Source organism: Chromobacterium indicum, from assembly GCF_039708975.1.
In the GTDB taxonomy this organism is placed as follows: Bacteria; Pseudomonadota; Gammaproteobacteria; order Burkholderiales; family Chromobacteriaceae; genus Chromobacterium; species Chromobacterium piscinae.
The window spans coordinates 61,818-87,452 of the sequence record NZ_JAYFSJ010000016.1 but is presented as its reverse complement, the minus strand read 5'-3'; the positions used below and the strand labels follow the sequence as shown (position 1 = coordinate 87,452).

The 25,635-nt window shown below is 65.7% G+C and carries 26 protein-coding genes; 18 read left to right on the top strand and 8 right to left on the bottom strand.

Going from position 1 to position 25,635, the window contains the following annotated elements; translation table 11 throughout:
* Nucleotides 1-207: 207 nt before the first annotated feature.
* Nucleotides 208-990 (bottom strand): formate transporter FocA, encoded by a 783-nt coding sequence (locus VA599_RS19765; protein ID WP_021474979.1) that lies wholly within the window; start codon nt 988-990, stop codon nt 208-210.
* Between the two features lie 1,102 nt (nt 991-2,092).
* Between VA599_RS19765 and VA599_RS19760 the strand changes: the two genes are divergently transcribed.
* From VA599_RS19760 to VA599_RS19685, 16 genes are all read left to right on the top strand, one after another.
* On the top strand, nt 2,093-3,391 hold the full coding sequence (locus VA599_RS19760) for an HAAAP family serine/threonine permease (RefSeq protein WP_031295239.1): 1,299 nt from the start codon (nt 2,093-2,095) through the stop codon (nt 3,389-3,391).
* A 67-nt stretch (nt 3,392-3,458) separates the two neighbouring features.
* Nucleotides 3,459-4,859 carry an L-serine ammonia-lyase gene (locus VA599_RS19755; RefSeq protein ID WP_021474977.1) on the top strand — a complete coding sequence of 467 codons (1,401 nt, stop codon included), beginning with the start codon at nt 3,459-3,461 and terminating at the stop codon, nt 4,857-4,859.
* Between the two features lie 437 nt (nt 4,860-5,296).
* A complete protein-coding gene (locus VA599_RS19750; protein ID WP_104946499.1) occupies nt 5,297-6,349 on the top strand; it encodes a Gfo/Idh/MocA family protein in 1,053 nt (350 codons plus the stop codon).
* A 17-nt stretch (nt 6,350-6,366) separates the two neighbouring features.
* Complete coding sequence (locus tag VA599_RS19745) at nt 6,367-7,482, top strand: DegT/DnrJ/EryC1/StrS family aminotransferase (protein ID WP_346790206.1); 1,116 nt, start codon at nt 6,367-6,369, stop codon at nt 7,480-7,482.
* Nucleotides 7,479-7,997: an NUDIX hydrolase gene (locus VA599_RS19740; RefSeq protein WP_021474974.1), complete on the top strand. Its 519-nt coding sequence runs from the start codon at nt 7,479-7,481 to the stop codon at nt 7,995-7,997. The genes VA599_RS19745 and VA599_RS19740 overlap by 4 nt, the downstream gene beginning before the upstream one ends.
* Entirely contained in the window at nt 7,994-9,097 is a 1,104-nt protein-coding gene (locus VA599_RS19735; RefSeq protein ID WP_346790204.1) for a DegT/DnrJ/EryC1/StrS family aminotransferase, read from the top strand. The genes VA599_RS19740 and VA599_RS19735 overlap by 4 nt, the downstream gene beginning before the upstream one ends.
* Nucleotides 9,078-10,436, top strand: a complete 1,359-nt coding sequence (locus tag VA599_RS19730) for an NAD(P)/FAD-dependent oxidoreductase (protein ID WP_346790202.1) — start codon at nt 9,078-9,080, stop codon at nt 10,434-10,436. The genes VA599_RS19735 and VA599_RS19730 overlap by 20 nt, the downstream gene beginning before the upstream one ends.
* Nucleotides 10,433-11,119 carry an HAD family hydrolase gene (locus VA599_RS19725; protein WP_021474971.1) on the top strand — a complete coding sequence of 229 codons (687 nt, stop codon included), beginning with the start codon at nt 10,433-10,435 and terminating at the stop codon, nt 11,117-11,119. The genes VA599_RS19730 and VA599_RS19725 overlap by 4 nt, the downstream gene beginning before the upstream one ends.
* Nucleotides 11,116-12,225: a fatty acid desaturase family protein gene (locus VA599_RS19720; protein ID WP_021474970.1), complete on the top strand. Its 1,110-nt coding sequence runs from the start codon at nt 11,116-11,118 to the stop codon at nt 12,223-12,225. Before VA599_RS19725 ends, VA599_RS19720 begins: the two co-directional genes overlap by 4 nt.
* A complete protein-coding gene (gene mtnP, locus VA599_RS19715) occupies nt 12,218-13,111 on the top strand; it encodes an S-methyl-5'-thioadenosine phosphorylase (RefSeq protein ID WP_346790199.1) in 894 nt (297 codons plus the stop codon). The genes VA599_RS19720 and mtnP overlap by 8 nt, the downstream gene beginning before the upstream one ends.
* 13 nt (nt 13,112-13,124) lie before the next feature.
* Nucleotides 13,125-13,721 (top strand): NUDIX domain-containing protein, encoded by a 597-nt coding sequence (locus VA599_RS19710; RefSeq protein WP_021474968.1) that lies wholly within the window; start codon nt 13,125-13,127, stop codon nt 13,719-13,721.
* A gap of 176 nt (nt 13,722-13,897) precedes the next feature.
* Complete coding sequence (locus tag VA599_RS19705; protein WP_104946496.1) at nt 13,898-15,076, top strand: MFS transporter; 1,179 nt, start codon at nt 13,898-13,900, stop codon at nt 15,074-15,076.
* A 23-nt stretch (nt 15,077-15,099) separates the two neighbouring features.
* Nucleotides 15,100-15,795 (top strand): HAD family hydrolase, encoded by a 696-nt coding sequence (locus VA599_RS19700; RefSeq protein ID WP_346790197.1) that lies wholly within the window; start codon nt 15,100-15,102, stop codon nt 15,793-15,795.
* On the top strand, nt 15,792-16,763 hold the full coding sequence (locus tag VA599_RS19695) for an ABC transporter substrate-binding protein (protein ID WP_346790195.1): 972 nt from the start codon (nt 15,792-15,794) through the stop codon (nt 16,761-16,763). Before VA599_RS19700 ends, VA599_RS19695 begins: the two co-directional genes overlap by 4 nt.
* Nucleotides 16,760-17,839, top strand: coding sequence for an aldose epimerase family protein (locus tag VA599_RS19690; RefSeq protein WP_346790194.1), 1,080 nt, complete (start codon nt 16,760-16,762; stop codon nt 17,837-17,839). The genes VA599_RS19695 and VA599_RS19690 overlap by 4 nt, the downstream gene beginning before the upstream one ends.
* Nucleotides 17,840-17,920: 81 nt before the next feature.
* Nucleotides 17,921-18,598, top strand: coding sequence for an HAD family hydrolase (locus VA599_RS19685; RefSeq protein ID WP_346790192.1), 678 nt, complete (start codon nt 17,921-17,923; stop codon nt 18,596-18,598).
* A gap of 394 nt (nt 18,599-18,992) precedes the next feature.
* On the opposite strand, the gene VA599_RS19680 is transcribed toward VA599_RS19685, so the two are convergent.
* Entirely contained in the window at nt 18,993-19,571 is a 579-nt protein-coding gene (locus VA599_RS19680; RefSeq protein ID WP_346790191.1) for a LysE family translocator, read from the bottom strand.
* Between the two features lie 10 nt (nt 19,572-19,581).
* Entirely contained in the window at nt 19,582-19,989 is a 408-nt protein-coding gene (locus VA599_RS19675) for a DUF2000 domain-containing protein (RefSeq protein WP_346790190.1), read from the bottom strand.
* Nucleotides 19,990-20,091: 102 nt separating this feature from the next.
* On the opposite strand from VA599_RS19675, the gene VA599_RS19670 reads away from it, so the two are divergent.
* Both VA599_RS19670 and VA599_RS19665 read left to right on the top strand, forming a co-directional pair.
* On the top strand, nt 20,092-20,979 hold the full coding sequence (locus VA599_RS19670) for a LysR family transcriptional regulator (protein WP_346790188.1): 888 nt from the start codon (nt 20,092-20,094) through the stop codon (nt 20,977-20,979).
* Between the two features lie 32 nt (nt 20,980-21,011).
* Entirely contained in the window at nt 21,012-21,182 is a 171-nt protein-coding gene (locus tag VA599_RS19665; RefSeq protein ID WP_346790186.1) for a DnaJ family domain-containing protein, read from the top strand.
* A 169-nt stretch (nt 21,183-21,351) separates the two neighbouring features.
* Here VA599_RS19665 and VA599_RS19660 read toward each other — a convergent pair whose 3' ends face one another.
* From VA599_RS19660 to VA599_RS19640, 5 genes are all read right to left on the bottom strand, one after another.
* Nucleotides 21,352-21,660: a hypothetical protein gene (locus VA599_RS19660; RefSeq protein ID WP_346790184.1), complete on the bottom strand. Its 309-nt coding sequence runs from the start codon at nt 21,658-21,660 to the stop codon at nt 21,352-21,354.
* 2 nt (nt 21,661-21,662) lie between these two features.
* Nucleotides 21,663-22,121 (bottom strand): hypothetical protein, encoded by a 459-nt coding sequence (locus VA599_RS19655; RefSeq protein WP_021477086.1) that lies wholly within the window; start codon nt 22,119-22,121, stop codon nt 21,663-21,665.
* Between the two features lie 199 nt (nt 22,122-22,320).
* Entirely contained in the window at nt 22,321-22,647 is a 327-nt protein-coding gene (locus VA599_RS19650; RefSeq protein ID WP_346790182.1) for a RebB family R body protein, read from the bottom strand.
* A 176-nt stretch (nt 22,648-22,823) separates the two neighbouring features.
* On the bottom strand, nt 22,824-24,302 hold the full coding sequence (locus tag VA599_RS19645; RefSeq protein ID WP_104946489.1) for an acyl-CoA-binding protein: 1,479 nt from the start codon (nt 24,300-24,302) through the stop codon (nt 22,824-22,826).
* Complete coding sequence (locus VA599_RS19640; RefSeq protein WP_346790179.1) at nt 24,295-25,569, bottom strand: MASE1 domain-containing protein; 1,275 nt, start codon at nt 25,567-25,569, stop codon at nt 24,295-24,297. The genes VA599_RS19645 and VA599_RS19640 overlap by 8 nt, the downstream gene beginning before the upstream one ends.
* Nucleotides 25,570-25,635 lie beyond the last annotated feature (66 nt).

Genomic DNA, 25,635 nt, shown 5'->3' with positions numbered 1-25,635 from the left:
TCGAAAATTCCGCTTGATCTTAGTCAAGTCAGCCACCGCTTTCGGCGCGTTTTCGATCCCGCGGCGCAACATGCCAGATGCGTCCAATGTCCTTATTTTCTCAATGGTTTATAGCAAAGTCGGCGCGGTACGCCATGTACCGCGCCGATTACATTCGAAATCGAACATCCACATGCCGTCCACCGGCCGGAATGTTTCCCTACCGCATCAGACAGCCTGCAGCGTGTGGCGTTCCAGCCGGAACACCACCAGGCCGACGCCGATGGCGCCGCCGACAATATTGCCCAGCGTGGCCGGCACCATATTATGCAGGATGTCGCCCCACTCCAGGCCGGCCATGCCCTGCAGCTTGGCCAGCGCGAAGAAGGCCATGTTGGCGATGCTGTGCTCGAAGCCGGAGAAGAAGAACACGAACACCAGCAACATGATGATCAGCAAGCGCGCCGCCTCGTTGGCCAGCCGCATCGGCACCCAGACCGCCAGACAGATCACCCAGTTGCACAGCACGCCCTTCCAGAAGATCTCCAGCGAAGACGCATGCACCTTGTGCTCCACCACGTTGAACAGCAAATGGCCGGCCGGCAAAGCGCCCATGCCGCCGGCCCCGGCCAGCACGGCGACGAACAGCAGCACGCCGATCAGGTTGCCGATATACACCACCGCCCAGCTGCGCAACAGGTTGCAGGTGCGGCAGCGTCCGCTCAGGCGGCCGACGGTGAAATACATCACATTGCTGGTGAACAGCTCCACCTTGCAGACGATGATGCTGACCAGCGCCACGCCGAAGAAGCCGGAAGTGGCGATGTAATAGCCGGAATCGCCGGCGGCGAAGAACACCTGGCCCAGTTTCAGGCTGACCGCGAGCACGACGGCGATCAGGGCGCCGGCCATGGCGGCGCTGAGCAGATAGCGGCCGGGCTCGGACAGCAGCACTTCCTGCTTGCTGGCTGCCTCGTCGACCACATAGGCGAGGGTGGATGGGTGGCTCATTTCGTTTCGTCTCTTCAATAGTGGGTAAGCTGGCGCAGAGCGGACGCGGGCCGGGGCCGTTCGCATCCAGTGCGACTTCCCGCAAATTTTATGTTCGTTTTAGTAAATTTGTGTTTGATAACAATCAAGACTGCATCCGGTCTCGCTTAGCGTCCGCCTGGTTGATGCCCGCCAGCGTACGATCATCCCACCCATATCCAGCGGAATAGCCAGATAGAAAATCAAGCGATTGATTTAAAAAACAATTCAGCAACATCAGCCATCATCTCAGGCAAGCTGTCCACCCCAGGCTTGACTCCACGCGGCTGGCCATGGATCAAACCCAAGCATGGCCTGGCCGCGCCCCAGGCTTACGCTCACCAGTTCCGAAAACAATATTGTTCATTTTTGATATTTATTTTTCACAATCGAACATTTATAGCCATGCCAACAACTAAGAATAGTACTGTTTCGAACAACTTCAACCATATTCGAACAAACAGCTAGCTTTCCCGCTCATTGCTTCACCCACCCGCCAAAATAACCAGAAAAATTGTTTAATTTCAGTGCCTTGAAAAGAAAAACCCTGATTGAGGCTGACAGATAGACCGCGCATCCGCATGCATGGCAATGCCGGTTTCCATCCTAAGATTCATCGCTTCAGCCTCTCTAGCGACGCAAATTTGTTGCCGAGCAATTACTCCACACAACAATTGATGCCAAGCTTATCTTGCAAGATGCGCGAAATGTAAAAAATTGGAACAATTAATGAATTAAAACATTTTCACGAAATTTTATTGCTCCAAATTCCAAAAAATTAAAAATAATTTCAATAAAACCCACAAAGAATTGTGGATTAATTCCGCTTCTCGCTGCCTGACTGTGTTCATTTGTTCATTTGATGACAAATTTATCTTGATTAGAATCAACTGATGTTCTTAAATGTGTACCTTTCAAACTACAAAGCACTTACGATGAGCAGCAAGTCAACCGGATAGGCATCCACCGCTCGGGATCGCACCGGTTAGAACAGCTTTCTCCCGATGGCCTGGTTTGAAAGACAAGGCTCAGGACATCGGACCTAGTAATTGCGAAATATTCGTTTTGTAAAAGGCACCTCATCATGTCTCAAGCAATCGCCTCAACCGCTCCCCGTTCCGGCTCGTCCGGATGGACCAAGCACGACACCACCTGGATGCTCGGCCTGTACGGCACCGCCATCGGCGCCGGCGTCCTGTTCCTCCCGATCAACGCCGGCATCGGCGGCCTGTGGCCACTGATGCTGATGGCCATCCTGGCCCTGCCGCTGACCTTCTTCGCCCACCGCGGCCTGACCCGCTTCGTGCTGTCCGGCAGCAAGGAAGGCGCCGACATCACCGAAGTGGTGGAAGAGCACTTCGGCATCGGCGCCGGCAAGATCATCACCCTGCTGTACTTCTTCGCGATCTACCCGATCCTGCTGATGTACAGCGTGGCCATCACCAATACGGTGCTGTCCTTCCTCAATAACCAGCTGCACATCGAAGTGGGCAACGGCATCGCCACCCGCGCGGTGTTCTCGCTGGCGCTGATCCTGGGCCTGATGTCCATCGTGCGCCTGGGCGGCCAAGTCATCGTCAAGGCGATGAGCATCCTGGTCTACCCGTTCGTGGTGGTGCTGATGCTGCTGGCGCTGTACCTGATCCCGCAATGGAGCGACACCGCCATCCGCCATGCCGGCAGCCTCTCCGACGCGGTGTCCAGCGGCGCCTTCTACAAGACGCTGTGGCTGGCCATTCCGGTGATGGTGTTCTCGTTCAACCACTCGCCGATCATCTCGTCCTTCTCCGTCGACCAGCGCAAGCTGCACGGCGATGACGCCGAGCCGGCTTCCAGCCGCGTGCTGATCCGCGCCCACACCATGATGGTGCTGACCGTGATGTTCTTCGTGTTCAGCTGCGTGTTCAGCCTGAGCCCGGCCGATCTGGCCGCCGCCAAGGCCCAGAACATCTCCATCCTGTCCTACCTGGCCAACCACTTCCAGAACCCGGTGATGGAATGGGTCGCCCCGATCATCGCCATGGTCGCCATCAGCAAGTCCTTCCTGGGCCACTACCTGGGCGCCAAGGAAGGCTTCAACGGCCTGGTGGTCAAGCAGCTGCGTCAAAACGGCAAGACCATCGAGTCCTCCAAGCTGGACCGCTACACCGCCGTGTTCATGATCGTGACCTGCTGGATCATCGCCACCATCAACCCGTCCATCCTGGGCATGATCGAAACCCTGGGCGGCCCGGTGATCGCGATGCTGCTGTTCCTGATGCCGATGTACGCGATCCAGAAAGTGCCGGCGATGAAGAAGTACTCCGGCGCAGCCAGCAACATCTTCGTGACGCTGATCGGCCTGATCGCCATCTCCGCCATCTTCTACGATCTGATCGCCTGATCGTAAGCAAACAGGCCGCGGATCGCGGCCTGTTCTCCTTCTGTACCAGCTTCAAAGAGGTAGCATCATGTTCAGCATGAGCGACATCTACAAAATCGGCGTAGGCCCCTCCAGCTCCCACACCGTCGGCCCGATGAAGGCCGGACACCAGTTCCTCGGCGCGCTCAAGGAAACCGGCAAATTCAACCAGGTCAACCGCGTCCACGTAGACTGCTACGGCTCGCTCGCCCTCACCGGCAAGGGCCACTGCACCGACCAGGCCATCATCCTCGGCCTCGCCGGCAACCTGCCGGACACCGTGGACCCGGACACCACCGCCAGCCTGATGGCCGACGTGGAGCAAACCAGCCAGCTGACGCTGGGCCGCACCCACCAGCGCGTGGCCTTCGGCATGGATTTCCACACCGCCAACCTGCCGCTGCACGAAAACGGCATGCAGATCCACGCCTACATCGGCGATGAGAAGGTTCTGACCAAGACTTACTACTCGATCGGCGGCGGCTTCATCGTCGACGAAGAGCACTTCAACCAGTCCAGCTGCAGCGACACCCCGGTGCCCTACCACTTCGTCACCGCCCAGCAACTGATGGACATGTGCGAAGAAACCGGCCTGTCCATCGCCGCGCTGGTGATGGAAAACGAAAAAGCCTTCCATGAAGTGGGCGAGGTGCAAGCGCACTTCCGCCGCGTGTGGGAGGTGATGAAGAGCAGCGTCGAGCGCGGCATGCGCACCGAAGGCAACCTGCCCGGCCCGATGCGCATTCCGCGCCGCGCGCCGGCCCTGCACCGGATGCTGACCAGTTCGCTCACCGTGGCCAAGGACCCGATGAGCGTGATGGACTGGGTCAATATGTATGCGATGGCGATGTCCGAGGAAAACGCCGCCGGCGGCCGCGTAGTGACCGCGCCCACCAACGGCGCCTGCGGCATCGTGCCGGCGGTGCTGGCCTACTACAACCACTTCATCCAGCCGCTGGACGACGACAGCTGCCTGCGCTTCTTCCTGTCCTCCGGCGCCATCGGCTGCCTGTTCAAGCTGAACGCCTCCATCTCCGGCGCCGAAGTGGGCTGCCAGGGCGAAGTGGGCGTCGCTTGTTCGATGGCCGCCGCCGGACTGACCGAACTGATGGGCGGCAGCCCGTCCCAGGTGTGCATGGCGGCCGAAATCGCCATGGAGCACAACCTGGGCCTGACCTGCGACCCGGTCGCCGGCCAGGTGCAAATTCCCTGCATCGAGCGCAACGCCATCGCCGCGGTCAAGGCGATCAACGCCGCCCGCATGGCCATGCACCGCGTCAGCAGCCCCAAGGTGTCGCTGGACAAGGTGATCGCCGCCATGTACGAAACCGGCAAGGACATGGACGCCAAGTACCGTGAAACCTCCTGCGGCGGCCTCGCATTGCAGATCAAGGTGGAGAACAAGGCAGTGCCTACTCAGGCCATCCGCTGGGTCGACGACGCGGCCTGAGCCCCGCGAGTTCCCATCGACGCCGCCGGTCTCCCGGCGGCGTTTTTGCATGTGGCGCGAATGGCAACACTGCGCGAGCCCCGCCGCAACTGACATTCCACTCGCCCTGACCATCTCCGCCTGACAGTTCCGACTAAAACATACCTGTCTTTTCTATCAGTATTCGCAGTCTCCCCGCCGCCTCCGGCACATACTCGCCCCATAACCGGTCCGAAACCGTTTCCCGCAAGGCCTTCAGAGCCTCTCCGCCCGCACCGGGCGTCGCGTCCCGCGAATCCGGATGCCAACAACAAAAGCTCGCTAGTGGCTGTGTCGCTTTTCCTCATTGGGGCATGACTCCGCCATGCGCTTATCCGCGCAGGGCCGAGGCTTTTTCATCAATCCCGAGCAAGACAGGCTCGCCGCGCCCCGCGCGTGGGCCGTCATGGAGATTCACGATGAGTTTGATCAAAGTTGGCCTTGTCGGCATCGGCGCGCAAATGCAGGAAAACCTGCTGCCGTCCTTGCTGCAGATGCAGGACATACGGATCGTCGCCGCCTGCGACAGCGATCTGGAACGGGCGCGGCGCATCCACCGCTTCATCTCGGACATTCCGGTGCACGACAACGTGCCGGACATGCTGAACCAGGTCCAGCTCGACGCGGTGATCATGGCCGGCCCGCCCCAGCTGCACTTCGAAATGGGACTGCTGGCGATGGGCAAGGGCGTCAACGTGTTCGTCGAGAAGCCGCCGTGCGCGACGCTGGAGGAGCTGGAAACGCTGATCGACGCCGCGAACCGCAGCGAGGTGGTGTCCGGCGTGGGCATGAACTTCAAGTTCGCCCGCCCGGTGCGCCAGCTGCGCGAAATGACCCAGGTGGACGAGTTCGGCGAAACCCTGCACATCCAGCTCAACCACTACGCCAACAAGCCCCGCGCCCCGCTGTGGGGCCTGGATTCCACGCTGCGCTCCTTCCTGCTGGCGCAGGCGATCCATACCATAGACCTGGCCATCACCTTCGGCGACGGCGAGCTGCGCCGGGTGCAGTCCAGCGTCCAGCGCCACGAAGACGCGCTGATCGTCAAGGCCGACATGGCCTTCTCCTCCGGCGCCACCGCCAGCCTGCTGGCCGGCACCAGCTTCCCCTACTTCGAGTTCGACATGAAGCTGGTCAGCTCCAGCTCCACCCTGGTGGAACTGGACAACCTGTGGAACATCACGCTGCACGAGCCCGAGCACGCCACCCGCCCCACCGGCGCCGCCAAGCGCTGGCGCGGCGCCTGGCAGCCGGGGCCGCTGGACTCCGGCTACGAGCGCAGCGGCTACCACGGCGAGCTGCACCAGTTCTTTCAGGCGATACGCGAACACCGCCGCTTCGAGGCAGACTTCGCCAGCCTGCTGCCCACTTATCGAGTAATCGAGGAAATCTGCTCCGCCGACGCCGTGGCCCAAGGCCTGCAGAACGCCCACAGCCGGATACGCACCGGCATCGAATCGCTGTCGCTGTAATCGAACAGGAGCCTTTCATGACCGAAACCATCGCCGCGGCGCAAACCGCCGACCGCGTGATCTCCGACAAATACCGTCCGCAGTATCCGGACGACCTTCCCGCGCTGGAGCGGGCGCTGCGTGGCGCGCTGTCCGGCACCAGCGACACCGTGGCCGCCTACGAGCAGGCGCTGGCCGGCTGGTTCGGCACCGCCGAAGCCGTCGCCCTGTCCTCCGGCGGCGCGGCGGTCAGCGTGGCGCTGTACGCCGCCGGCGTGCGGCCTGGCGACGACGTGCTGTTGACGCCCAGCTGCCCGCTGTGCACCGTCTACCCCATCATCGCCGCCGGCGCCAACCCCGTGTTCGTCGATACCCGCGTCCACGGCTTCGGCGCCGACCCCGACTCGGTGCGCGACCGCGTCTCCCCCCGCGCCGTCGCGCTGATCGACATCCCGATGTGGGGCTATCCCACCGAGGTGGACGAGCTGCGCGAACTGGCCGACTCGCTGGACCTGAAGCTGATCCTGGACCTGGCCCACTCGCACGGCAGCACGCTGCACGGCAATCACCTGTCCGCCTACGGCCACCTGTCCTGCTTCAGCACCCACGAGCGCAAGCCGCTGGCCACCGGAGAAGGCGGCTTCGTGCTGACCGACGACGCCGAGCTCGCCGAGCGCTGCCGCTCCTACAGCCGCTTCGGCAACCTCAACGGCGCGGATTTCGGCCTCAACTACAAGCTGGCCGCGCTGCCGGCTGCCCTGGGCCACAGTAGGCTGGGCAAGCTTTCCGAGCAGATAGACCTCCGGCGGACCCACGCCCGCCATCTGCTGCAACGGCTGCGCCATCCCCAGGTACGGGAAAAGCTGATCATTGAAGGCGGCAATCCCAACTATTACTTCCTCAATCTGGAGCTGGACTTCGCCGACAACCGCGCCTTCATCGACTACCTGGACGCCCGCGGCGTGCCGTCCGACATCAAGCGCTACGGCTGCCAGGCGCTATACCGCTTCCCGGCGCTTGCTGAATACCGCCTCGACTGCCCGAACGCCGAGACGCTGCTCGCCGGCATGACCACGCTGCCCGTGCACCCCGCGCTGAGCGAAGCGGAGCTGGACTACATGGCCGACGTCATCAACGGATACCAGGCGCCATGATCACCGACCGCGCGATGCAGCGCGCCGGGCTGGAGCGGCATTTCACCGCTTCGGCCTTCGTGCTCAACCCCCACCATGAAGTGCTGCTGCTGCGCCACCGCAAGCTCGGCGTCTGGCTGTACCCGGGCGGCCACGTCGAACGGCACGAAACGCCGGACGAGGCGGCGCTGCGCGAGGTGCGGGAGGAAACCGGCATCCACGCCCGACTGCTGGGCGAGCGCGACATCGCGCTGGAGGACGAAGAGGCCGACGTCTCCGCGCTGCACCGTCCGTACCGAGTGCTGTGCGAGTACATCGCCGATCCGAAAACCCCGCACTACCACCTGGACCTGATCTACCTGTGCGCCACGCCCGAGCGGCGCTGCCCCCCGGGCCGGGAGGCGGTGGAGGTAGGCTTCTTCCCGCGCGAACGGCTGGAGCAGCTGCCGATGTTCGCCAATTTCCGCCGCATGCTGGAACGCCTGTACGACGATCCAGCGGTCTGGCAGGCAGTTCAGGAAGGAGTCCGTTCATGAGCGCCATCGCGCTTGAAACCCGCCAGATCTCCGAAACCTGCGTCCATGACACGCCGGATGATGTCGTCGAGTTGGCTCGCGCGCTGCGCGGCGGTCTGTCCGGCATCGCCGATATCGTCGCCGAGTACGAAGCGGCGCTGGGCGATCTGTACGGCCTGCCGCACGTGATCGCCGTCTCCTCCGGCGCGGCCTCGGTCAACGCCGCTCTGGCCGGCGTCGATTTCGCGCCTGGAGACGAAGTGGTGCTGGCGCCCACCTGCCCGATCTGCACCGTGCTGCCCATCCTGGCCCTGGGGCTCGTGCCGGTGTTCTGCGATGTGGCGCCCGACAGCTTCGGCCTGGACCCGGACGATCTCCAACGCTGCCTGGGGCCGCGCACCTGCGCGGTGATCGAGGTGCCGATGTGGGGTTATCCCATTCCCTCCGACCGGACCTGGACGCTGCTGCGCGAACGCGGCATCCCGCTGATCCAGGACTTGGCGCACTGCCACCTGACCCGGCTGAACCGCGATTGGCTGGCCCGCATCGGCGACATCTGCTGCTTCAGCACTCACGACTGCAAATTCATGTCCACCGGCGAAGGCGGCTTCGTCATGACCGCCGATTCGCAACGGGCCGAACGCATCCGCGCCTACACCCGTTTCGGCAACCTTACCGGCCAGAGCGTGGGCATCAATCTGAAGCTGGGCGGCCTGCAGGCGGCGCTGGGGTTGGCTCGCAGCCGCCAACTGACCCGGCATCTCGACATCCGCCTGAGCAACCGCGAACGGCTATTGGCCGCGCTGGATAACCCGGCGCTGCGCGAATTGCCGCTGCCCGCGCATGGCCAGGCCAATGGCTACGCGCTGCTGCTGCAAGCGGTGGGCCACGACGGCCGGCAACTGGTCCGCCATCAGATGGCGCGCGGCATCCCGTCCGATATCGGCAAGTACGACAACCAGCCGCTGTACCAGCTGCCGCTGCTGGAACGCTACCGCCGCGACTGCCCCAACGCCGCCAGGCTGCTGCGCTCGCTGACCACGGTGCCGCTGCATCCGGACCTGACCGGCGAAGACCTCGATTACATCGCGAGGACATTGAATGACTACTCCCCGAGTTGAAGCCGGCCACGCGGTGGTGCTGGGCGGCAGCATCGCCGGCTGCCTGGCCGCCGCCGCGCTGGCCCGCCGCTACGCCCGCGTCACCATTGTGGAGAAAAGCGATTTCCACGATGAAACCGGCGCGCGCCAAAGCGTGCCGCAAGAACACCACGTCCATCTGCTCTTGCAGCGCGGCAAAGAGATCATGGAGGCCATCTTCCCCGGTTTCCTGTCCGAGCTGGAACAGGCCGGCGCGTTGGTCGCCGACCTGGGCCACGACGTCAAGTGGTACCAGGCCGGACGCTGGAAAAACCGCTACCGCTGCGGCATCCACGCCCATTACTGCAGCCGCCGGCTGATCGACACCCATCTGCGCCGCCGCGTCGCGCGGCTGCCGCAGATCACGGTGTTGTCGCGCACCCAGATGGAAGGGGTGGATTTCCGCCGCGACGGCGACAAGCTGGCGGTCGCCGGCGTCCGGCTGCGCAACGACGACCACGCCTGGACGCTGGATGCCGACGCGCTGGTGGACGCCAGCGGCCGCGGCACCCGTCTGCCCGGCTGGCTGGAAACCGCCGGTTTCGGCGCGGTGGAAAAAAGCATGGTGAAAACCGACCTCGGCTACGCGTCGCGCATCTACCGGCGCCGCCCCGAGTTCGCCAGCCAATGGAAAGTGCTGCTGGTGCTGGCCACGCCGCCGCATCAGCGCGCGATGGGCGTGATCAGCCCGATAGAAGGCGACCGCTGGATGGTCACCACCGGCGGCTGGTTCGGCCAATATCCGGACCGCGACCCGAACGCTTTCCTGAAAGCGCTGGCCGCGCTGCCAATGCAGGACATCCACCAGGTGATTCAGGACGCCGAGCCGCTGTCCGACGTGTCGGTATTCCGCATGCCCGGCAGCCTGCGCCGCCATTACGACCAGCTGTCGCGCTGGCCGGACGGCCTGCTGGTGGTCGGCGACGCGCTGGGCAGCATGAATCCGCTGTACAGCCAGGGCATGACGCTGTGCGCGCTGGAGGCGGAATGCCTGGGCCAAAACCTGGACGCGCTGCTGGCCGGCGGGCTGGGCTTTCAGGAGTTGCAGGAAAAGCTGTGCCGGGTGCTGGACCCCGCCTGGCAGATGGCGGTCACCGAAGACCTGCGCTTCCCGGAAACCGAGGGCGAACGCGACTGGCGCACCCGTTTCCTGCACTGGTACGGCGCCGGACTGACCCGGCTGTCCGCCTACCACCGCGGCGCGCTGGAAGCCCAGATCGGCGTCAGCAACCTGATCGTCAGCCCGTCCCGGCTGTACGCGCCGCCCATCGCCGCGCGCATCGTGCTTGGCTCATTGCGGACCGGCGGAGGCCATCCATGAGCGCGGCATCGTGGCTGGCCGGAGTCCGCCATCTGGTCTTCGACTGGAACGGCACCCTGATCGACGACATTGATCTGGCGGTGGCGTCGGTGAACCGCTGCTGCGCGCGCTTCGGCGCGGAACCGGTCACCCGCGAGCGCTACCGGCGCGAGTTCGGCTTTCCGATCGCCGAGTTCTACGGGCGGCTGGGATTCGACTTCAAGCGCCATCCGTTCGCCGACATCGTCGCCGTCTACCTCGAGCATTTCGACGCCCATGTCGCGCGCTGTCCAATGCACGACGGCGTCGCGGAACTGCTGGAGCTAGCCGCCGTCCGCGGCATCGGCGCCTCGGTGCTGTCGGCGTCGCAAAGCAACGTGCTGTTGCGCACGCTGGACGCCAAGCGGCTGCTGGGCAGCTTCCAGCACGTAGTCGGCCTGGACCACACCCACGCCTCGGGCAAGCTGGATGAAGCCCGGGCATTGCAATCCCGGCTGGCGCTGCCGCCGGCAGATACGCTGTTCATCGGCGACACGCTGCACGACTGCGAGGTGGCGCGGCAAGTCGGCTGGCGCGCGCTGCTGGTGGAAACCGGCCATCAGGACCGGGCGCGGCTCGACGAAGGAGATGCGCCGGTCTGCGCCAGCCTGGCGGAACTGCTGCCGGCGCTGTCCGCGCCGGCAGCGGCGGGAGAACCCTCATGAATTCCCTTTATCCTCTGCTGGCGGTGCTGGCCGCCTCGCTGGCGATGCGCGGCATCGTCTATTTCTATTACCGCGACAGCGGGCCGGTGATGCGCAGGCTGCGGCTGCTGCCGCGCATCGACGACAATCCGGAAACCTATTACCGTCCGCTCGACAATTGGCTCGCGCCGCTGCCCTTCGTCTGGACCTGGCTGGACATCGTGGCGGCGGTGATGGCGGCCGCGCTGGCCGACTCCGCCGTGGGCTGGGCGCTGGTGACGCTGTGGAGCGGCGGCCGCATGCGCGCGCTGCAGGAATTCGGCCACAACGCCGTCCATTTCGCGCTGTGCCCGTCCCATGCCTGGCAATGGTGGCTGAGCGACATCTTCTACCAGTTCCCGGTGTTCAAGCGCGATATGCACAGCCGCCACAAAACCCATGGCGACCACCACCGCAAACCCAACCATCCGGAACTGGACCCCAACCGTGCCCGAGTGTTCGCCGGCGGCTATCTGGCCGGCCTGTCGGACGCCGCCTTCCTGGCCCGCCTGCTGTACCCGCTGTGGCCGGCCGGCTTCTGGAACAATCTCAGCACGATGACCCGCAACAGCCTGCTCAACCATTCCAAAACCACAGCGCTGGCCCGCTGCGCGACGCTGCTGGCCACCGGCGCGCTGCTGTACTGGGTCGGCGGCTGGGCCGGCGTGGCCTTCGGCTGGCTGCTGCCGCTGTTCACCTCCTACCCGGTATTCGCCTGGGTGTCGCTGCTGGCCGAGCACCGCTGGTTCATGCCCGGCTTCCCGCAGGAGCGGCTGGAGCTGGAATACCTGATGGGCCGCCCCACCGACTACTTCGGCGTCAGCGGCTGGCTGGTGCGGGTGTTCATCGCCCCCACCTCTGACGCCTACCATCTCGTCCACTCCCTATACCCCGGTGTGCGCTGGAACTACCTGCCGGCGATAGACCGGCACCTGAAGATCCACGACCCTCGCTACACCGAGCATGCCAGCGAGGGCCTGCTGCGCTGCCGCGGCAACGCGCCGTCGGCGCTGTCCGAACTGCGCGAACGGCTGGTGGCCCCGCCGCTGGCCGGCCGCCTCTCCACCCAAGGAATCCACCATGACTGAATCCCATCCGGCCCGCATCGGCATCATAGGCGGCAGCGGTTTCCAGCGGCTGCTGGGCCTGACCGACGCCCGCACCGTCCACTGCGCCACCGCCTTCGGCGCGCCGTCCTCGCCGGTGGTCACCGGCTATCTGGGCGGCGTGCCGGTAGCCTTCCTGCAGCGCCATGGCCCAGGCCACGCGATCCCGCCCGCATCGATCAACGTCAAGGCCAATATCGCCGCGCTGCGCAGCGTGGGCTGCGCCCAAATCCTGTCGATGAGCGCGGTGGGCAGTTTGCGCGAAGACGTGCCCCCCGGCCATTTCGTGCTGGTCGACCAGTTCATCGACCGCACGCTGATGCGCGACAAAACCTTCTTCGGTCCCGGCCTGGTCGGCCACGTGCCCTTCAGCGACCCGGTCTGCGGCCGCATGCGCGAAGCGCTGGCCGACAGCGCCGCCGCCGCGGGCGTGCCGGCGCGCGACGGCGGCACCTATGTGGTGATGGAGGGGCCGCAATTTTCCACCCGCGCCGAGTCCCGGCTTTACCGCCAGTGGGACGGCACCGTGATAGGCATGACGGCGATGCCGGAAGCCAAGCTCGCCCGCGAAGCCGAGCTGTGCTACGCGCTGGTGGCCATCCCCACCGACTACGACTGTTGGTTCGAATCGCAGGAACCGGTCAATGCCGCGCTGGTGGCGGAACGGATGGCCGAAATCGGCGACAGCGCGCGCCGGCTGGTGGAAGAAGCCGTGCAGCGCCTGGGCCGCCACGGCGGCGCCTGCCGCTGCGGCTGCGACCGCGCGCTGGACACCGCCATCATGACCGCGCCCGAACAACGCGACCCCGCCATGCTGGCGCGGCTGCTGACCGTGGCGCCGAATGCAAACCGATTGACGAACAAGTAAAAGGAAACGCTGCATGAGCAATACCACCGCGACCCGGGAAAGGGTGCGCATCCAACGCGTGGAAGTGCTGTCCGATGACTGGTACGTGCTGCGCAAAACCACCTTCGACTACCTGCGCCGCGACGGCAGCTGGCAGACGCTGTCGCGCGAAACCTACGACCGCGGCAACGGCGCGGTGATCCTGCTGTACAACCGCTCCCGGCGCACTGTGATCCTCACCCGCCAATTCCGCTTCCCCGCCTTCGTCAACGGCCACGACGGCATGCTGATCGAGGCCTGCGCCGGCCTGCTGGACCAGGACGACGCGGAAACCTGCATCCGCCGCGAAACCGAGGAGGAGACCGGCTACCGGATAGACAATGTGCGCAAGGTATTCGAGGCCTTCATGAGCCCAGGCTCGGTCACCGAGAAGCTGTTCTTCTTCGTCGGCGAATACCATCCCCGCGACAAGGTGGGAGATGGCGGCGGCGTGGAGGAAGACGGCGAGGAACTGGAGGTGCTGGAACTGCCGCTGCAACAGGCGTTGGCGATGGTGGACTGCGGCGACATCGCCGACGGCAAGACCATCATGCTGCTGCAATACGCGCAATTGCACCGGCTGCTGGATTAAAACAGGCAGAAACCACCGCGGCGGGCAGGTTTTGAGGAGCCCAATCCGCCCGCTGCGGACCGTGTCGAAACGCAAGCGGCGAGGCCTCTGGCCACCGCCGGCGGCACAGGGATCTGCCATCCGCCAGGCGCGGCATGCGTTCGGATGCCCCCACCCACACCTCAGGATCAACCGCTATGACAGACAGCACCCGATCCACCCGGCCATTCCGCCGCGACGGACCCACCTGGTTCCTTTATCTGGTGCTGGCCGTGTTCGGCTTCCAGCAGTCGGTGCTGGGCTCCACCCTGCCCTTCCTGCGCGCCGAGTTCGGCTACGATCCCATCCAGGTCGGCTGGCATTTCACCAGCTACGCCGGCGGCCTGGTCGCGTCCGGCCTGCTGGGGGGTTGGCTGCTGCCCAGGCTGGGCCTCGGCCCGCTGGTCCGCGGCGCTGCGGTCGCAATGGTGCTGGCCGTGTTGTCCATCACCCAGGCGCGCGGCTTCGCCGGCACCCTGGCCGCGGCGATCGCCATGGGCTTGACCGGCGGCGTGCTGCAATCGGCGGTGCAGGCCGGCCTGGCCTGGCATCAGGCCGAGCACCGCGACATGGCGATGGTGGAGGCCTTCATCTTCGCCGGCGCTGGCGTATTTTCCGGCCCGCTGCTGGTCGGCCAGTTGGCCGCGGCCGGCATTCCCTGGCGCTGGACGCTGCTGGCGGCCGCGCTGGCCCTGGCGCTGGTGCTGCCCCTGCCTGCGCCCGCCGGCCGTCCTGCGCCGGCAGCCGCGTCGGGCAAGCCCTCGCGCGGCGGCGTGCCGCTGGCGGTGGCCTTGTGCTGGGGCTCGGTGCTGCTGGGCATAGGCGCGGAATGGGGCATAGGCTTCTGGGGCGCGCAGTTCCTGGAAAGCCGGCTGGGCCTGGGGCCGGCGCAGGCGGTGAGCCTGATGTCGGTCTTCTTCGGCGGCACCGTGTTCGGCCGCATCGTCTCCAGCCGGCTGCTGGTCCGGTTCGACGGCCGCAACATGCTGATGGCGGTGATCCTGCTGGGCGGCGGCGCCATTCTCGCGCTGTGGGCCAGCTCGATGCCGTCCGCCACCATCGCCGCGCTGGCCCTGGCCGGCATGTGTCTGGGCAATTTCTTCCCGCTGCTGATCAGCAATGCGATCCGGCTGGAGCCGGACCACGTCGGCCTGATCTCGGTGGGGGCCACCCAGGCGGTAGGCGTTTCCCTGCTGGTGGTTCCCATCGCATTGGGCTATATCGGCCAAGTGGCAGGCCTCGTCAATGCGATCGGCATGCTGGTTATTCTGCCCCTGCTGATGGCCGCGGCCTGCCTGGCCGCCGGCTACCGCCATGCGCTGCCGCACAAAGCCTGAGACTTGAGCAAAAAAGGAGAACAATGATGAGCCAAGCCGACTTCACCCTGCTGTTCGATCTGGACGGTACCCTGGTGGACACCGACATCCTGCACTTCGGCGCCTACCAAACGCTGCTGGCCGATCACAAACGCAGCATCACCATGCAGATCTACAAAGAGCGGATCATGGGCGCGCCCAACGACGCGATCATGCGCGAGCTGTTTCCCGACCTGTCCCTGGACTCCCACCGCCGGCTGGCCGAGCGCAAGGAGGAACTGTTCCGCGCCGCCATCGGCAAACTGGAGCCGACGCCCGGCGCGCTGACGCTGTTCGAATGGGCGGAAGCCCGCCGCGTGCCGATCGCCGTCGTCACCAACGCGCCCCGCATCAACGCCGAGCGCATGCTGGCCGGGCTGGAGCTGCTGGGTAGGATAGACGCGCTGGTGATAGGCGAGGAGCTGCCGCGCGGCAAGCCGGACCCGCTGCCTTACCTGACCGGGCTTCAACGTCTGGGCGGACGCGCCGAGCGCGCGCTGGCCTTCGAGGATTCGCTGTCCGGCGCTCGCGCCGCCAGCGCCGCCGGCATCCATACCTTCGGCATCGGCACCTCGCTGCCCGCCGCGTCGCTGCTTGACGCCGGCGCCGACGAGGTGATCGCCGACTTCACCGCCGCCGAGCTATGGCGGCGGCTGGACGCGCTGGAGCTCGGCGCGGAGGCTGAGGAGTCCGGCGCATGAACCCGTCCATTCCTCCGGCAGGGCTGCCCGCCGACGCCGTCCGCATCGAAGCCGCCACCGGCAGCGGCGCGGGCGGGCATCTGGTGGCTTACAGCTCCTTCGAGCCCTATGAGCTGGCCGACTACCTCGAAGCGCTGAGCCGCCTGCTGCCCGATGTCGCCATCACCATGTGGCGCATGCCCACCTCCAGCCTGACCGCTTTTCTGCTGTCCGACCCCGAGGGCGACCTGGTGCTGGGCTGGGCCGACACCGCCGCTCAGAGCCCGGGCATCGCCGCCCGCATCGCGCCGCCGGCGGCCGGCGGCTGCGACGCCGATGGTTTCTACCGTCCCACCGGCTTTTCGCTGGCTTTCGTCGCCGATCCCGCGCTATTGCAAGCGCGCGGCGCCGAACCGCCGACGCGCTGGTCCGATCTAGCCGCGCCGGCGCTCCGCCAGGCGCTGCTGTTCCCCGACCCCCGCCGCTCCGGCGCCGGCTACCTGGCCTTGACCACCATCCTGCAATATTACGGGCCGGAAGACGGCTGGCGGCTGATGGTGGAGATAGACCGCAACGTGATCGACTACCCCGGCTCGGCCTGGGAGCCGGCCGCCCGTGTCGGCCAGAACGGCGCGGCGCTGGGCATCACCGTGCGGGTGGCGGCCCGCCGCCGGCTGAGCGACAACCCCGCATTGATCCAGGCGCTGCCCCAGGATGCGATAGGCGCGGAAGCGGAAGTCTACGGCGTCCTCGCCGGCAGCACGCAGCAAGCGCTGGCGCGGAGGGCGCTGGACTGGGTGATGTCAGACGAAGCCGCCGACCTGTTCCGCCATCACGCCAAGCTATTGCTGCGCGGCGAGCGCGATCCCGCCTTGTTTCCCATCAATCCGGAGCGGGCCAGCCGCGAGCGGCCCGCCGTTCTGCAACGCTTCGACGCGCTGATGCGGCTGCGCGCCGTCCGCGCGCCCAAATCGGAGGCCACCCCATGATCACCCGCGCCGCATTCGGCATCCTGCCCGGCGGAGAAGTCGTCGAAAAGATAGAGCTGGCGCTGAGCAACGGCGTCAGCGCCGCCATCCTGTCCTGGGGCGCCACGCTGCAGTCGCTGCGCTGCCCGGACCGGCACGGCCGTTTCGACTCGGTGGTGCTGGGCTACACCCGGCTGGACGATTACCGGCAGGCAGGCGGCCGCCTGGGCGCCACCATGGGCCGCTACGCCAACCGGATCGAAAACGGCCGCTTCCAGCTTGACGGCCAGTGGCATCAGGTGGATCAGAACGAAGGCCGCCATGCGATACACGGCGGACCGGAAGGCTTCGACCGCCGCCTGTGGCAAGTAGCCGCCGTGGCCGACCTCCCCGACCGGCCCGAAGTGCTGCTGCGGCTGGAAAGCCCGGACGGCGACCAAGGCTTTCCCGGCAAGCTGATCCTGACCGTCAGCTACGCGCTGAAACCGCCGGGCGATCTGGTGATCAGCTACGAAGCGAGCTGCGACCGGCCCACCGTGTTCAACACCACCAACCACGCCTATTTCAACCTGGTGGGCGAAGGCAGCGGCAGCGTGCTGGACCACAGGCTGGCCATCTTGGCCGACCACTTCCTGCCGGTGACGGAAGAGCTGATTCCCACCGGCGAGATTCGCGGCGTGCAGGACACGGTGTTCGATTTCCGCGAACCCAAGCCGCTGGGGCGGGACATACGCGCCGACGACGCGCAAATCCGTCTGGGCCGGGGCTTCGACCATTGCTACGTGCTGTCGCGAGACGGCGCCGAACCCTATCCCAGGCTGGCCGCGCGGGCGGTGGAGGACGCCAGCGGGCGCCAGCTGGATGTGCTCACCACCGAGCCCGGCCTGCAACTGCACAGCGGCAATGTGCTCACCGGCCGCCACCATGGCGCATCCGGCCGCGCCTACCGGCAATCGGACGGTTTCTGCCTGGAGGCCCAGCACTTCCCCAACGCGCCCAACGTCTCCCACTTCCCCAGCGCTGTCTTGCGGCCGGAACAGCCATACCGCAGCACCACCATCTACCGGCTGGGCATCGCGCCATCCCGCCAGACGTAAACCGCCAGGCGGCGGAACGGCGGCTTGCCCGGCGGCGGCAAGCCGCCTACCATGGGCGCGGAACCAGAACACGAATCCGCCATGCGCCAAGCCGACTTCACCCTGCTGTTCGATCTGGACGGCACCCTGACCGATACCGACGAACTCCACTTTCACGCCTTCCGCGCCCTGCTGGCCGAACATGGCCGGGAGCTGGACCACGACAGCTATCTGCGGCACGTCCACGGTTCCACCAACGAAGCCATCATGCGGGCGCTGCTGCCTGACATCCCTGAACGGCACCAGGAACTGGCCGAGCGCAAGGAGAAGCTGTTCCGCGCTTCGGCCTGCCGATTGCGGCCCACGCCGGGCGCGCTGCGGCTGTTCGACTGGGCCCGAGCCAACGGCGCGGCCATCGCCATCGTCACCAACGCGCCGCGCGCCAATGCCGAGTTGATGCTGGATCGCCTGGGCCTCGCCTCCCGAGTGGACGCGCTGGTGATAGGCGACGAGCTGGCTTACGGCAAACCCCACCCCCTGCCTTATCTCGCCGGCCTGGCCCGGCTGGGCGGACACGCCGAGCGCGCCTGCGCCTTCGAAGACTCGCCGTCCGGCATCAGCGCTGCCAGACAGGCGGGGCTGCATACCTTCGCCATCGCCGGAATGCTGCCGGAAGCCGCCTTGCGCGAGGCCGGCGCCGACGCCGTAATCGCCGACTTCAACGCGCCGGAACTATGGCAATGGCTGGAGCGGGCAGACATCCGCGCGGCCCAAACCTGAGCCTGGACGCCGCCGAGCGCACCCTGTGAGACATCCGTACGCCGCAAAACAGGCTTCCCGCCGTCAATAGGACGAGCAACGTCCCAGCCTTGTATCCGCCAGCTGGCCGGCGCGGCATGGCAATGGTGTCAGCCGCGCTAAGAACCTGTTCAAAGTCTCGCAAGCAAGAGCGAGACAAGGCGAAAACGAGCGAAAAAGCGGAATGTACAAGTGGTACATGAGCATTTTGAGCTTGTTTTCAACGCCGTATCGCCGAAGCGCAGCAGACTTTGAACAGGCTCTAAGAGCCGCTAACAAAACCTCGCAGAAAGCCTGAGCCAAGGCACGCCGACGCAGGCAGTACCAGTCGTACGACAAAGAGGCGTAACGCAGTTCAGCGATTGTGTTAGCGGCTCTAAGCCAAGGCGGAATACAGCCCGCAGACGATCAGGCAGCAAGCGCAGGCCCGCTCCAGCCAGGCACCGCCCTGCCCCCGCGCCATGCCGCCCAGCCACCTCGCGGCAGCCGCGCACAACAGGAACACCGCCAGCACGGTCAACAGAAACAACGGTCCCAGCAACAGCATCTGCCGTCCCGCATCCTCCCCCGGCTGGATGAACTGCGGAAAGTACAAGGCCAGGAAAACGATGATTTTCGGGTTCAGCAGCGTCGTGGCCAGCCCGCGGCGAAAACCTCCCCTGCCATCGGCAAGCCCCGCCTTCCCCGCCATGCGCAGCTGCGCCGCGCCCAGATACAGCAAATAGGCGGCGCCCAGCCATTTCAAGCATGACAAGACCACAGGCGCTTCGCGCGCCAACGCTCCCAGGCCGCCCAGCACCGCCAGCAGCAGAATGGCGTCCGCCAGCACCACGCCCAGCGTCACGACCGCGCCCACGCGCCATCCACGCTGCGCCGAGGCCCCTACGATCAGCAGCAGCGACGGCCCCGGCATCAAGGTGACCAACGTTGTGGCCGCGATGAAGTTCCAGATCATGCCGGCCTCCTCAGCGCAACAGGCCCAGGCTGCCGGTCAGCTGCCGCACCCGCTTATCCGGCCCGCACAGAGCCAGACCCTGATACTGGATCTCCTCTTCCGACGTGGACGCCAACGCCGCCGCGTACTCCTGATAGCTGCGGGTGGCGCGCGTGGCGCTGGTCAGCTCCACCAGCGTCAGTTCCATCCCGCAAGCCGCCGCCCGCAACGCGCGCAATTGCTCCGCGCCGGCCTTCAACACCGGCAGCGGCACCGTGGTAATGCCCGTCCGAGGCTGGCCGCTCGCGTCGGGCAGGTCCTGTCCCACCAACTCAGGGTGGCGCTTGCCCAGCGACATCGCCAGCACGGCGGCGGTATTGGCGATGACGCCGGGCGGCAGGTCGGGATCGATGATGATGGCGCAACGGATATCGTCCATGAGCGGCTCTTTCCAATGATGAGATACCGCCTCACTATGCGCCGCCGCCAAATGATCTACAATTAAGTACAATTAAAATTCAATAATCTAAAAAATAGAACAATGATAGATGAACTGCGCGCGCTAGCTGTCTTTGCCAAGACCATCGAAACCGGCTCCTTCCGCGCCGCCGCCCGCGCGCTGGGCCTGGCGCCATCGGTGGTCAGCCATCACGTCTCGCAGTTGGAAAGCCGGCTGGGCGTCGCCTTGCTGTACCGCTCCACCCGGCGGCTATCGCTGACGCCGGACGGCCAAGCGCTTTACGGCCACGCCCAGGCGATGCTGCAAGCGGCGGAAACCGGACTCAACGAGCTGGCGGGACGCGCGGCCGAACCCGCCGGCGCGCTCAGGCTGAGCCTGCCGGCCTTCTTCGCCCGCGGCCCGCTCACCGCCAGCCTGGCGGCATTCTCCCAATGCCATCCCAAAGTGGAGCTGGAATTGGATTACAGCGACGAAAGACGCGATCTGATCCGGGATGGCATCGACCTGGCCATCCGCATCGGCGAACTGCAAGACAGCGCGCTGAAGTCGCGCCGCCTGTTCGACATGCCCCGCCTGCTGGTGGCCGCGCCCAGCCTGCTGGACGCGCGCGGCGAGCCCGCCGCTCCCGCAGAACTGGCCGACTGGCCCTGGCTGGGCATACGGATGCGAGGCAAGCGCAAGACGCTGATCGACGCCGCCGGACAGCGGCACGATTTCGCCATCCAGCCGCGCATCACCGCCAACAGCGTCGATGCAGCCTGCCAACTGACCATCGCCGGCTGCGGCCTGGCCACACCGCCAGCGTTTCTGGTGGAAGACGAATTGGCCGCGGGAAAGCTGCGCGTCGTCCTGCCCGACTATCAGGTGGAAGCGCTGGGCGTCTACGCCGTCTGGCCGTCCAATGCCGCGCGGGAAAGCCTGACGTTGCGACTGGTCCGTTTCCTGGCTGAGGCTCCTACGCTCCTGTGATATTTATTCCAATGTTATAACTTCGGCATTCCATGTCCAGGGAGGTAGGCCATGCAGAGCCCACGCGATCTCGAGGCGGCGAGCTGCAACGCGCGAAGGGATGGGGCAAGCCGCTGGAGCTGAATGACGGCTATGCCGCCACGCCGGTCGAGCTGAGGACGTCGTACAAGATATTGAAAGACGCCGGCTGCGTGCCGGCCTAAGTGGAAGCGATACGAGAACTGGCCGCCCTGCGGGAAGAACTCGCCGCGCTGGAGCCGGATACCCCAGCCTGGTGCGGAAAACAGGCCAAGATCCAGTAAAAAACGCAGAATCTGGCCTTGTAACTGAAGCGTCTGCGCAACGGCAGCTCACTGCCCTCCGCCCGGCGGGCTAAACGAACAGGAACCACAACAGCAGGCCCAGGCCTGCTGCCACGCTACAGCCCGCCAACAGCTTCATCGGAACGTCGCCGCCCAACCTGTCCGCCGCGCCGGCGCGGGAGAAGGCCAGTCCCAGCAGGAAAAACACCGCCAGGTCGAACAAGCCGTGGGTGGTCCAGTGATGGCCGGTCAGCGACGCCATCCAGCCGTTCAGCGCCGGCAGGCTATCCTTCAGCCAGGCCAATGCGGTGTTGAACAGGATGGCGACGCAGGCCGACAGCGCGAAGCCGCCGGCGTATCGGTTCAGAGTATTGTCCATCGCTAGCCTCCATGCTGCAGCAGCGCCGCCTTGACGCCATAGCTGATGATGGCGCCGCCGCCCTCCACCGCGAACGCGGTCAGCGCCAGCAAAGCCGCGGTCGCCGCCGTCATCCGCCGCGCAGCTGGATTCTTGTGCAGCCGGCCAGCCGCCACGATGGGCAAGTAAAACGCCAGGATCAAGACGATGAAGAACAGATGCTCCTTGGTCTCCATCACCAGATTGTGCGCGTAGGGCAGCGGGCCTTTCAGGATCAGCGCCTTGTCGTGTCCGTAGAAATGGACATACCAGTAGCCGCCCAATATCCAGGACAAGCCGATGCACAACGCCGTAGCCCGCGACGCCAGCCTGATCCGCGCCGCGTTGCCCTCCGACGCGTTCAAGGTCTCCACCAGCACCCACACCGCCGCGATGATGCCCAGCGCGCCGAAAGTCGGGTGCGACAACAACAGATAGTCCATGCTCCGCCTCCTCCGCGTGCGCTGCCCCGTCCCGGACAGGCCGCCTCCCCAACATAGGCAATGGCGGCGGCCGTCGCCCGCGCTGAAGAAGCCGGATTTGATCAGGAACAAACCTTCTGCGCCAAATCAACTTCCTTCCGAATAAACAATGGGATAGAAGCATTGAAACAGCCGCGGCGCGCTGCCGGAAGCCAGCTTGCTATTGATCGCGCAAGCTGCGCAGCACCGTCAACAAGCTGGAGAGGTTATCGGCGACGCCTAGCTGGCTCGCCCGCTCGGCAAAACCCGCGCCCGCCATGGTATCCACGCTGTAGATCTGCATCGCGCCGATGTTGGACACCGACTGGGCAAGCGTGGTCATCTGTTGCTGCGAGGAGACGGCATTCTCGTACAGGATGCAGGTGGAGTGGGCCATGGACTGGTAGATCGACCCCATCGCCATGGCGGGCGCTTCTCCCAGCACCTTGACGTTGGACTGGGTGACGGCATCGGTGATCTGGCTGTTGACTGCGGTGGGGAAGGCCATCTTGCATCTCCTGCGCGGTTTGGGGAATTCAGACTGGCAGCCGCAGGGAAATGCTTCAATCAGTGACAGTACTTACTGGAGCCATGGAAGCGTCCAGGCCATGCGGTGCGGCCCCCCGCGCGGAAGCGAGAGACACTCGGCTCCCCTCACCATATCGGCGTCGACAAGCGGCGGACTCAGGCCTCCTGGCTCTCGCCATCCTTCAAACGGTTCACCAGCTCCACATAATCGGTCATCGCCTGCTCGCGGCTCATGCCGCGCCTGGCGGTCCAGGCGTCGTGCTTGGCCCGCCCCACCATGTCCATGATGCCCGGCCGCTCTCCCGCGGCGTCGCCTTGCGAGCCCTGCTTGTACAGGGCGTACATCGCCAACAAGGTGGCGTTGTCCGGCGCTTTTCGCAGCGTGCGCGACAAGGCTGCGGCGGCCTCGAACGCCTTTTCCTGCTCGCTGGGCCCGTCCGGCAACGGCTCGCCGCCGAAATGGCTGTCCTCGGCGTCCAGATCGTCCGGAAACCACCTGGCCTCCAACAGCTTGCCCTTGCGCATCTGCACAGCCAACACCCCGGGCGAGGCCAGGCCGCGATGCAGCAGCGTGGCCGGCTGCACCGCCATGCCGGCATTGATCACCGCCGCGCCGAAGGCGGAAAAGCTCGCGCCCTCGTCTGTCCACTTCCGCAGCCGCCGCAGGCCCTTGCTCCCGAGAAACGCGCCGCTGCCGCGGTTGCGCCCCGGCTGCAGCCAGGCGAAATCGGGGATGCCCAAGCGGTACAGGCCGGCGAAGTCGCCCCGCTCCAACGCGCGCCGCGCCGAGGCCAGCAGCTCGGCCATCTCCGCCGGAGCCATCTCCGGGTCGACCCTATTCATGCCGAAACCGCCCGCGGCATTGGCGTTGAAAAACTCCAGCACATGCTTGCCGACGATTTCCCTGTCGTTGTCCACGCACACCATGTGGTAGCTGTCTTCCAGCACCACCATCCGCGCCTGGCCGGCGCGCTTGCCGCTGCCGATGCGCTCCACCAGGAAATGCGCCGAGCGCAGGCTGGTCAGTTCGTCCTCGCGCGCGTGCACCACCAGCGTCGGGCAGGCGATCTGGTCCAGCCCCCGCATCGCCGCGGCGCGCAGCCGATCCACCTCGCGGATGCAGGCCAGCGGCACCCAGCCGTAATGGAAATTCTCCCCGCGCTCGAACTTGGCCTTGACGATGGCCCGCAGCTGCTCGTTCTTGATGCCGTAGGGTTCCTCCTCCGCCACCTTCATCCGCTCCGGCAGTCCGGGAATCCGATACAACAAGGGCCGCAGGCCCCGATACCAAGGCGTGGCCCAACCGTCGATGTACACCGGCGGGGCCAGCGCCACCAACCTGCCCTTGGCGTGACGCTCCAGCTTGGCCACCTCCAGCGCCAGCAAGGCGCCCATGCACATGCCCATCACGTGCAGCACCTCATGCTGGCCGACGATTTCGCGGTACTTGGCGCGCGCCGCCTCCAGCCATGCCTCCATCTTGACGCCGGACAGATCCTCCGGCCGCGTGCCATGGCCGGGCAGCGTCAGCGCATGGGTGACGAAGCCGGCGTTCTTCAGCCGCTTGTGCATGGAGCCCAGGTCGTATTGCGTGCCGCCCAGGCCATGGATCAGGAACACGCCGGGCTCAGCCATTGCCGTTCTCCAGGGGCTCCGGCCTCAGCATGCCCACCACCATTTCCACTTCGTCGTCCGCGCCGCGCACGCAGGCCAGGCGCTCCCGCACCCGCAGCCGCTCCCCATCCGACTGCACCACGGTGTAGCTTTGCTCGCTGGCCCAGGTCTCGCCGCTGGCCACGCTGCTCCACGTCGCCTCCACCAAGCCGCGCTCGTCCGGCTCGATCCGCTCCAGCCATTCATCCAGGCTGGAGATGCGCGAGACATCCTCGCCCAGCACCTTGTCCGCACCCATGCCCCAGGTGGCGTGCCCGGTGGCCGCTTCGTATTCCACCGTCGCCACGCCCACCTCGCGCATGATGCGCTCGTAGCGCAAGCGCCAGGCCTGGGCATCCACCAACGCCTGGCGGCGGCCGTCCGACAGCGCCCTCACCGCGATCATCACCGCGGCCCATATCGTCACAAAGCCCTGCACCTCGATCACCGCCTCGCCGGAAAATCCCTCCGCCACCGCGAACGGCCCGCCGCCATGGGCGGTTCGCCCAATGATCAGCAAGCCGCCTAGCAACAGGGCGACGGCGCCGCCGCGCGGCCCCCACAAGGCGGCGGCGATCAGCAGGAAAGGCATGGGAAGATAGGCCAGCGTGGCGGCCACCTGGCCATAACGCTCGCCGCTGTGATCGATGAAAACCAGCGCCACCGCGCATAGAAACAGCAGGAAAGCCGCACCGCCGCCCAGAAACTGCACCATCGTCATGCCGCCCGACAGCTGCAGGTGAAAGCCCCGGAACGCGGTCACCACCGGCGCCAGCAGCAGGATGCCCACCATGGTGGACAACACCCACGCCACGCCCTCCAGCGTCAGGTTCAGGCCGGGCCGCTGCCATTGCCACAAAGCCATCGCCAGCGCGCCGCCCAGGCAGGACGCCAGCGCCGCCCCGCACAGGAACAGAGCCATGCCGGCCGGGGTATCCGGATCGTTGCGCCCCAGGCTGGCCACCCAGCAGCCCATGGCGCCGCTGACCGCCTCGATGCTGGCGAAAGCCGCCGCGCCCACCGGATTCAAGCCATGCGCCGCCATCCCCCAGATCATCGACGCCAGCCACACGCCGGCGAGAATGGAAGGCCAGCGCCAGCGGGGGGAGATCAGCAGCGCGGAAAAAGTCACCCCGCTGCCCAGCCAGACCGGCATGGTTTCCGTGACGGAACTGGCCAGCGATCTGGAAACAAAGGCCACCGCGAGAAACAGCGCGGCAACCAGCAAACCCGTTCTCAACTGCTGCATGGCGACTCCTCCAGCTTCAACCATTGCAGCATAGGAAGCGCCACCCAAGCGCCGCAAGCAGCGGAA

Excerpts from the sequence above, each read along its gene's own strand:
- VA599_RS19765 (WP_021474979.1), bottom strand. The coding sequence starts at position 990 with ATGAGCCACCCATCCACCCTCGCCTATGTGGTCGACGAGGCAGCCAGC.
- VA599_RS19760 (WP_031295239.1), top strand. The coding sequence starts at position 2,093 with ATGTCTCAAGCAATCGCCTCAACCGCTCCCCGTTCCGGCTCGTCCGGA.
- VA599_RS19755 (WP_021474977.1), top strand. The coding sequence starts at position 3,459 with ATGTTCAGCATGAGCGACATCTACAAAATCGGCGTAGGCCCCTCCAGC.
- VA599_RS19750 (WP_104946499.1), top strand. The coding sequence starts at position 5,297 with ATGAGTTTGATCAAAGTTGGCCTTGTCGGCATCGGCGCGCAAATGCAG.
- VA599_RS19745 (WP_346790206.1), top strand. The coding sequence starts at position 6,367 with ATGACCGAAACCATCGCCGCGGCGCAAACCGCCGACCGCGTGATCTCC.
- VA599_RS19740 (WP_021474974.1), top strand. The coding sequence starts at position 7,479 with ATGATCACCGACCGCGCGATGCAGCGCGCCGGGCTGGAGCGGCATTTC.
- VA599_RS19735 (WP_346790204.1), top strand. The coding sequence starts at position 7,994 with ATGAGCGCCATCGCGCTTGAAACCCGCCAGATCTCCGAAACCTGCGTC.
- VA599_RS19730 (WP_346790202.1), top strand. The coding sequence starts at position 9,078 with ATGACTACTCCCCGAGTTGAAGCCGGCCACGCGGTGGTGCTGGGCGGC.
- VA599_RS19725 (WP_021474971.1), top strand. The coding sequence starts at position 10,433 with ATGAGCGCGGCATCGTGGCTGGCCGGAGTCCGCCATCTGGTCTTCGAC.
- VA599_RS19720 (WP_021474970.1), top strand. The coding sequence starts at position 11,116 with ATGAATTCCCTTTATCCTCTGCTGGCGGTGCTGGCCGCCTCGCTGGCG.
- mtnP (WP_346790199.1), top strand. The coding sequence starts at position 12,218 with ATGACTGAATCCCATCCGGCCCGCATCGGCATCATAGGCGGCAGCGGT.
- VA599_RS19710 (WP_021474968.1), top strand. The coding sequence starts at position 13,125 with ATGAGCAATACCACCGCGACCCGGGAAAGGGTGCGCATCCAACGCGTG.
- VA599_RS19705 (WP_104946496.1), top strand. The coding sequence starts at position 13,898 with ATGACAGACAGCACCCGATCCACCCGGCCATTCCGCCGCGACGGACCC.
- VA599_RS19700 (WP_346790197.1), top strand. The coding sequence starts at position 15,100 with ATGATGAGCCAAGCCGACTTCACCCTGCTGTTCGATCTGGACGGTACC.
- VA599_RS19695 (WP_346790195.1), top strand. The coding sequence starts at position 15,792 with ATGAACCCGTCCATTCCTCCGGCAGGGCTGCCCGCCGACGCCGTCCGC.
- VA599_RS19690 (WP_346790194.1), top strand. The coding sequence starts at position 16,760 with ATGATCACCCGCGCCGCATTCGGCATCCTGCCCGGCGGAGAAGTCGTC.
- VA599_RS19685 (WP_346790192.1), top strand. The coding sequence starts at position 17,921 with ATGCGCCAAGCCGACTTCACCCTGCTGTTCGATCTGGACGGCACCCTG.
- VA599_RS19680 (WP_346790191.1), bottom strand. The coding sequence starts at position 19,571 with ATGATCTGGAACTTCATCGCGGCCACAACGTTGGTCACCTTGATGCCG.
- VA599_RS19675 (WP_346790190.1), bottom strand. The coding sequence starts at position 19,989 with ATGGACGATATCCGTTGCGCCATCATCATCGATCCCGACCTGCCGCCC.
- VA599_RS19670 (WP_346790188.1), top strand. The coding sequence starts at position 20,092 with ATGATAGATGAACTGCGCGCGCTAGCTGTCTTTGCCAAGACCATCGAA.
- VA599_RS19665 (WP_346790186.1), top strand. The coding sequence starts at position 21,012 with ATGTCCAGGGAGGTAGGCCATGCAGAGCCCACGCGATCTCGAGGCGGC.
- VA599_RS19660 (WP_346790184.1), bottom strand. The coding sequence starts at position 21,660 with ATGGACAATACTCTGAACCGATACGCCGGCGGCTTCGCGCTGTCGGCC.
- VA599_RS19655 (WP_021477086.1), bottom strand. The coding sequence starts at position 22,121 with ATGGACTATCTGTTGTTGTCGCACCCGACTTTCGGCGCGCTGGGCATC.
- VA599_RS19650 (WP_346790182.1), bottom strand. The coding sequence starts at position 22,647 with ATGGCCTTCCCCACCGCAGTCAACAGCCAGATCACCGATGCCGTCACC.
- VA599_RS19645 (WP_104946489.1), bottom strand. The coding sequence starts at position 24,302 with ATGGCTGAGCCCGGCGTGTTCCTGATCCATGGCCTGGGCGGCACGCAA.
- VA599_RS19640 (WP_346790179.1), bottom strand. The coding sequence starts at position 25,569 with ATGCAGCAGTTGAGAACGGGTTTGCTGGTTGCCGCGCTGTTTCTCGCG.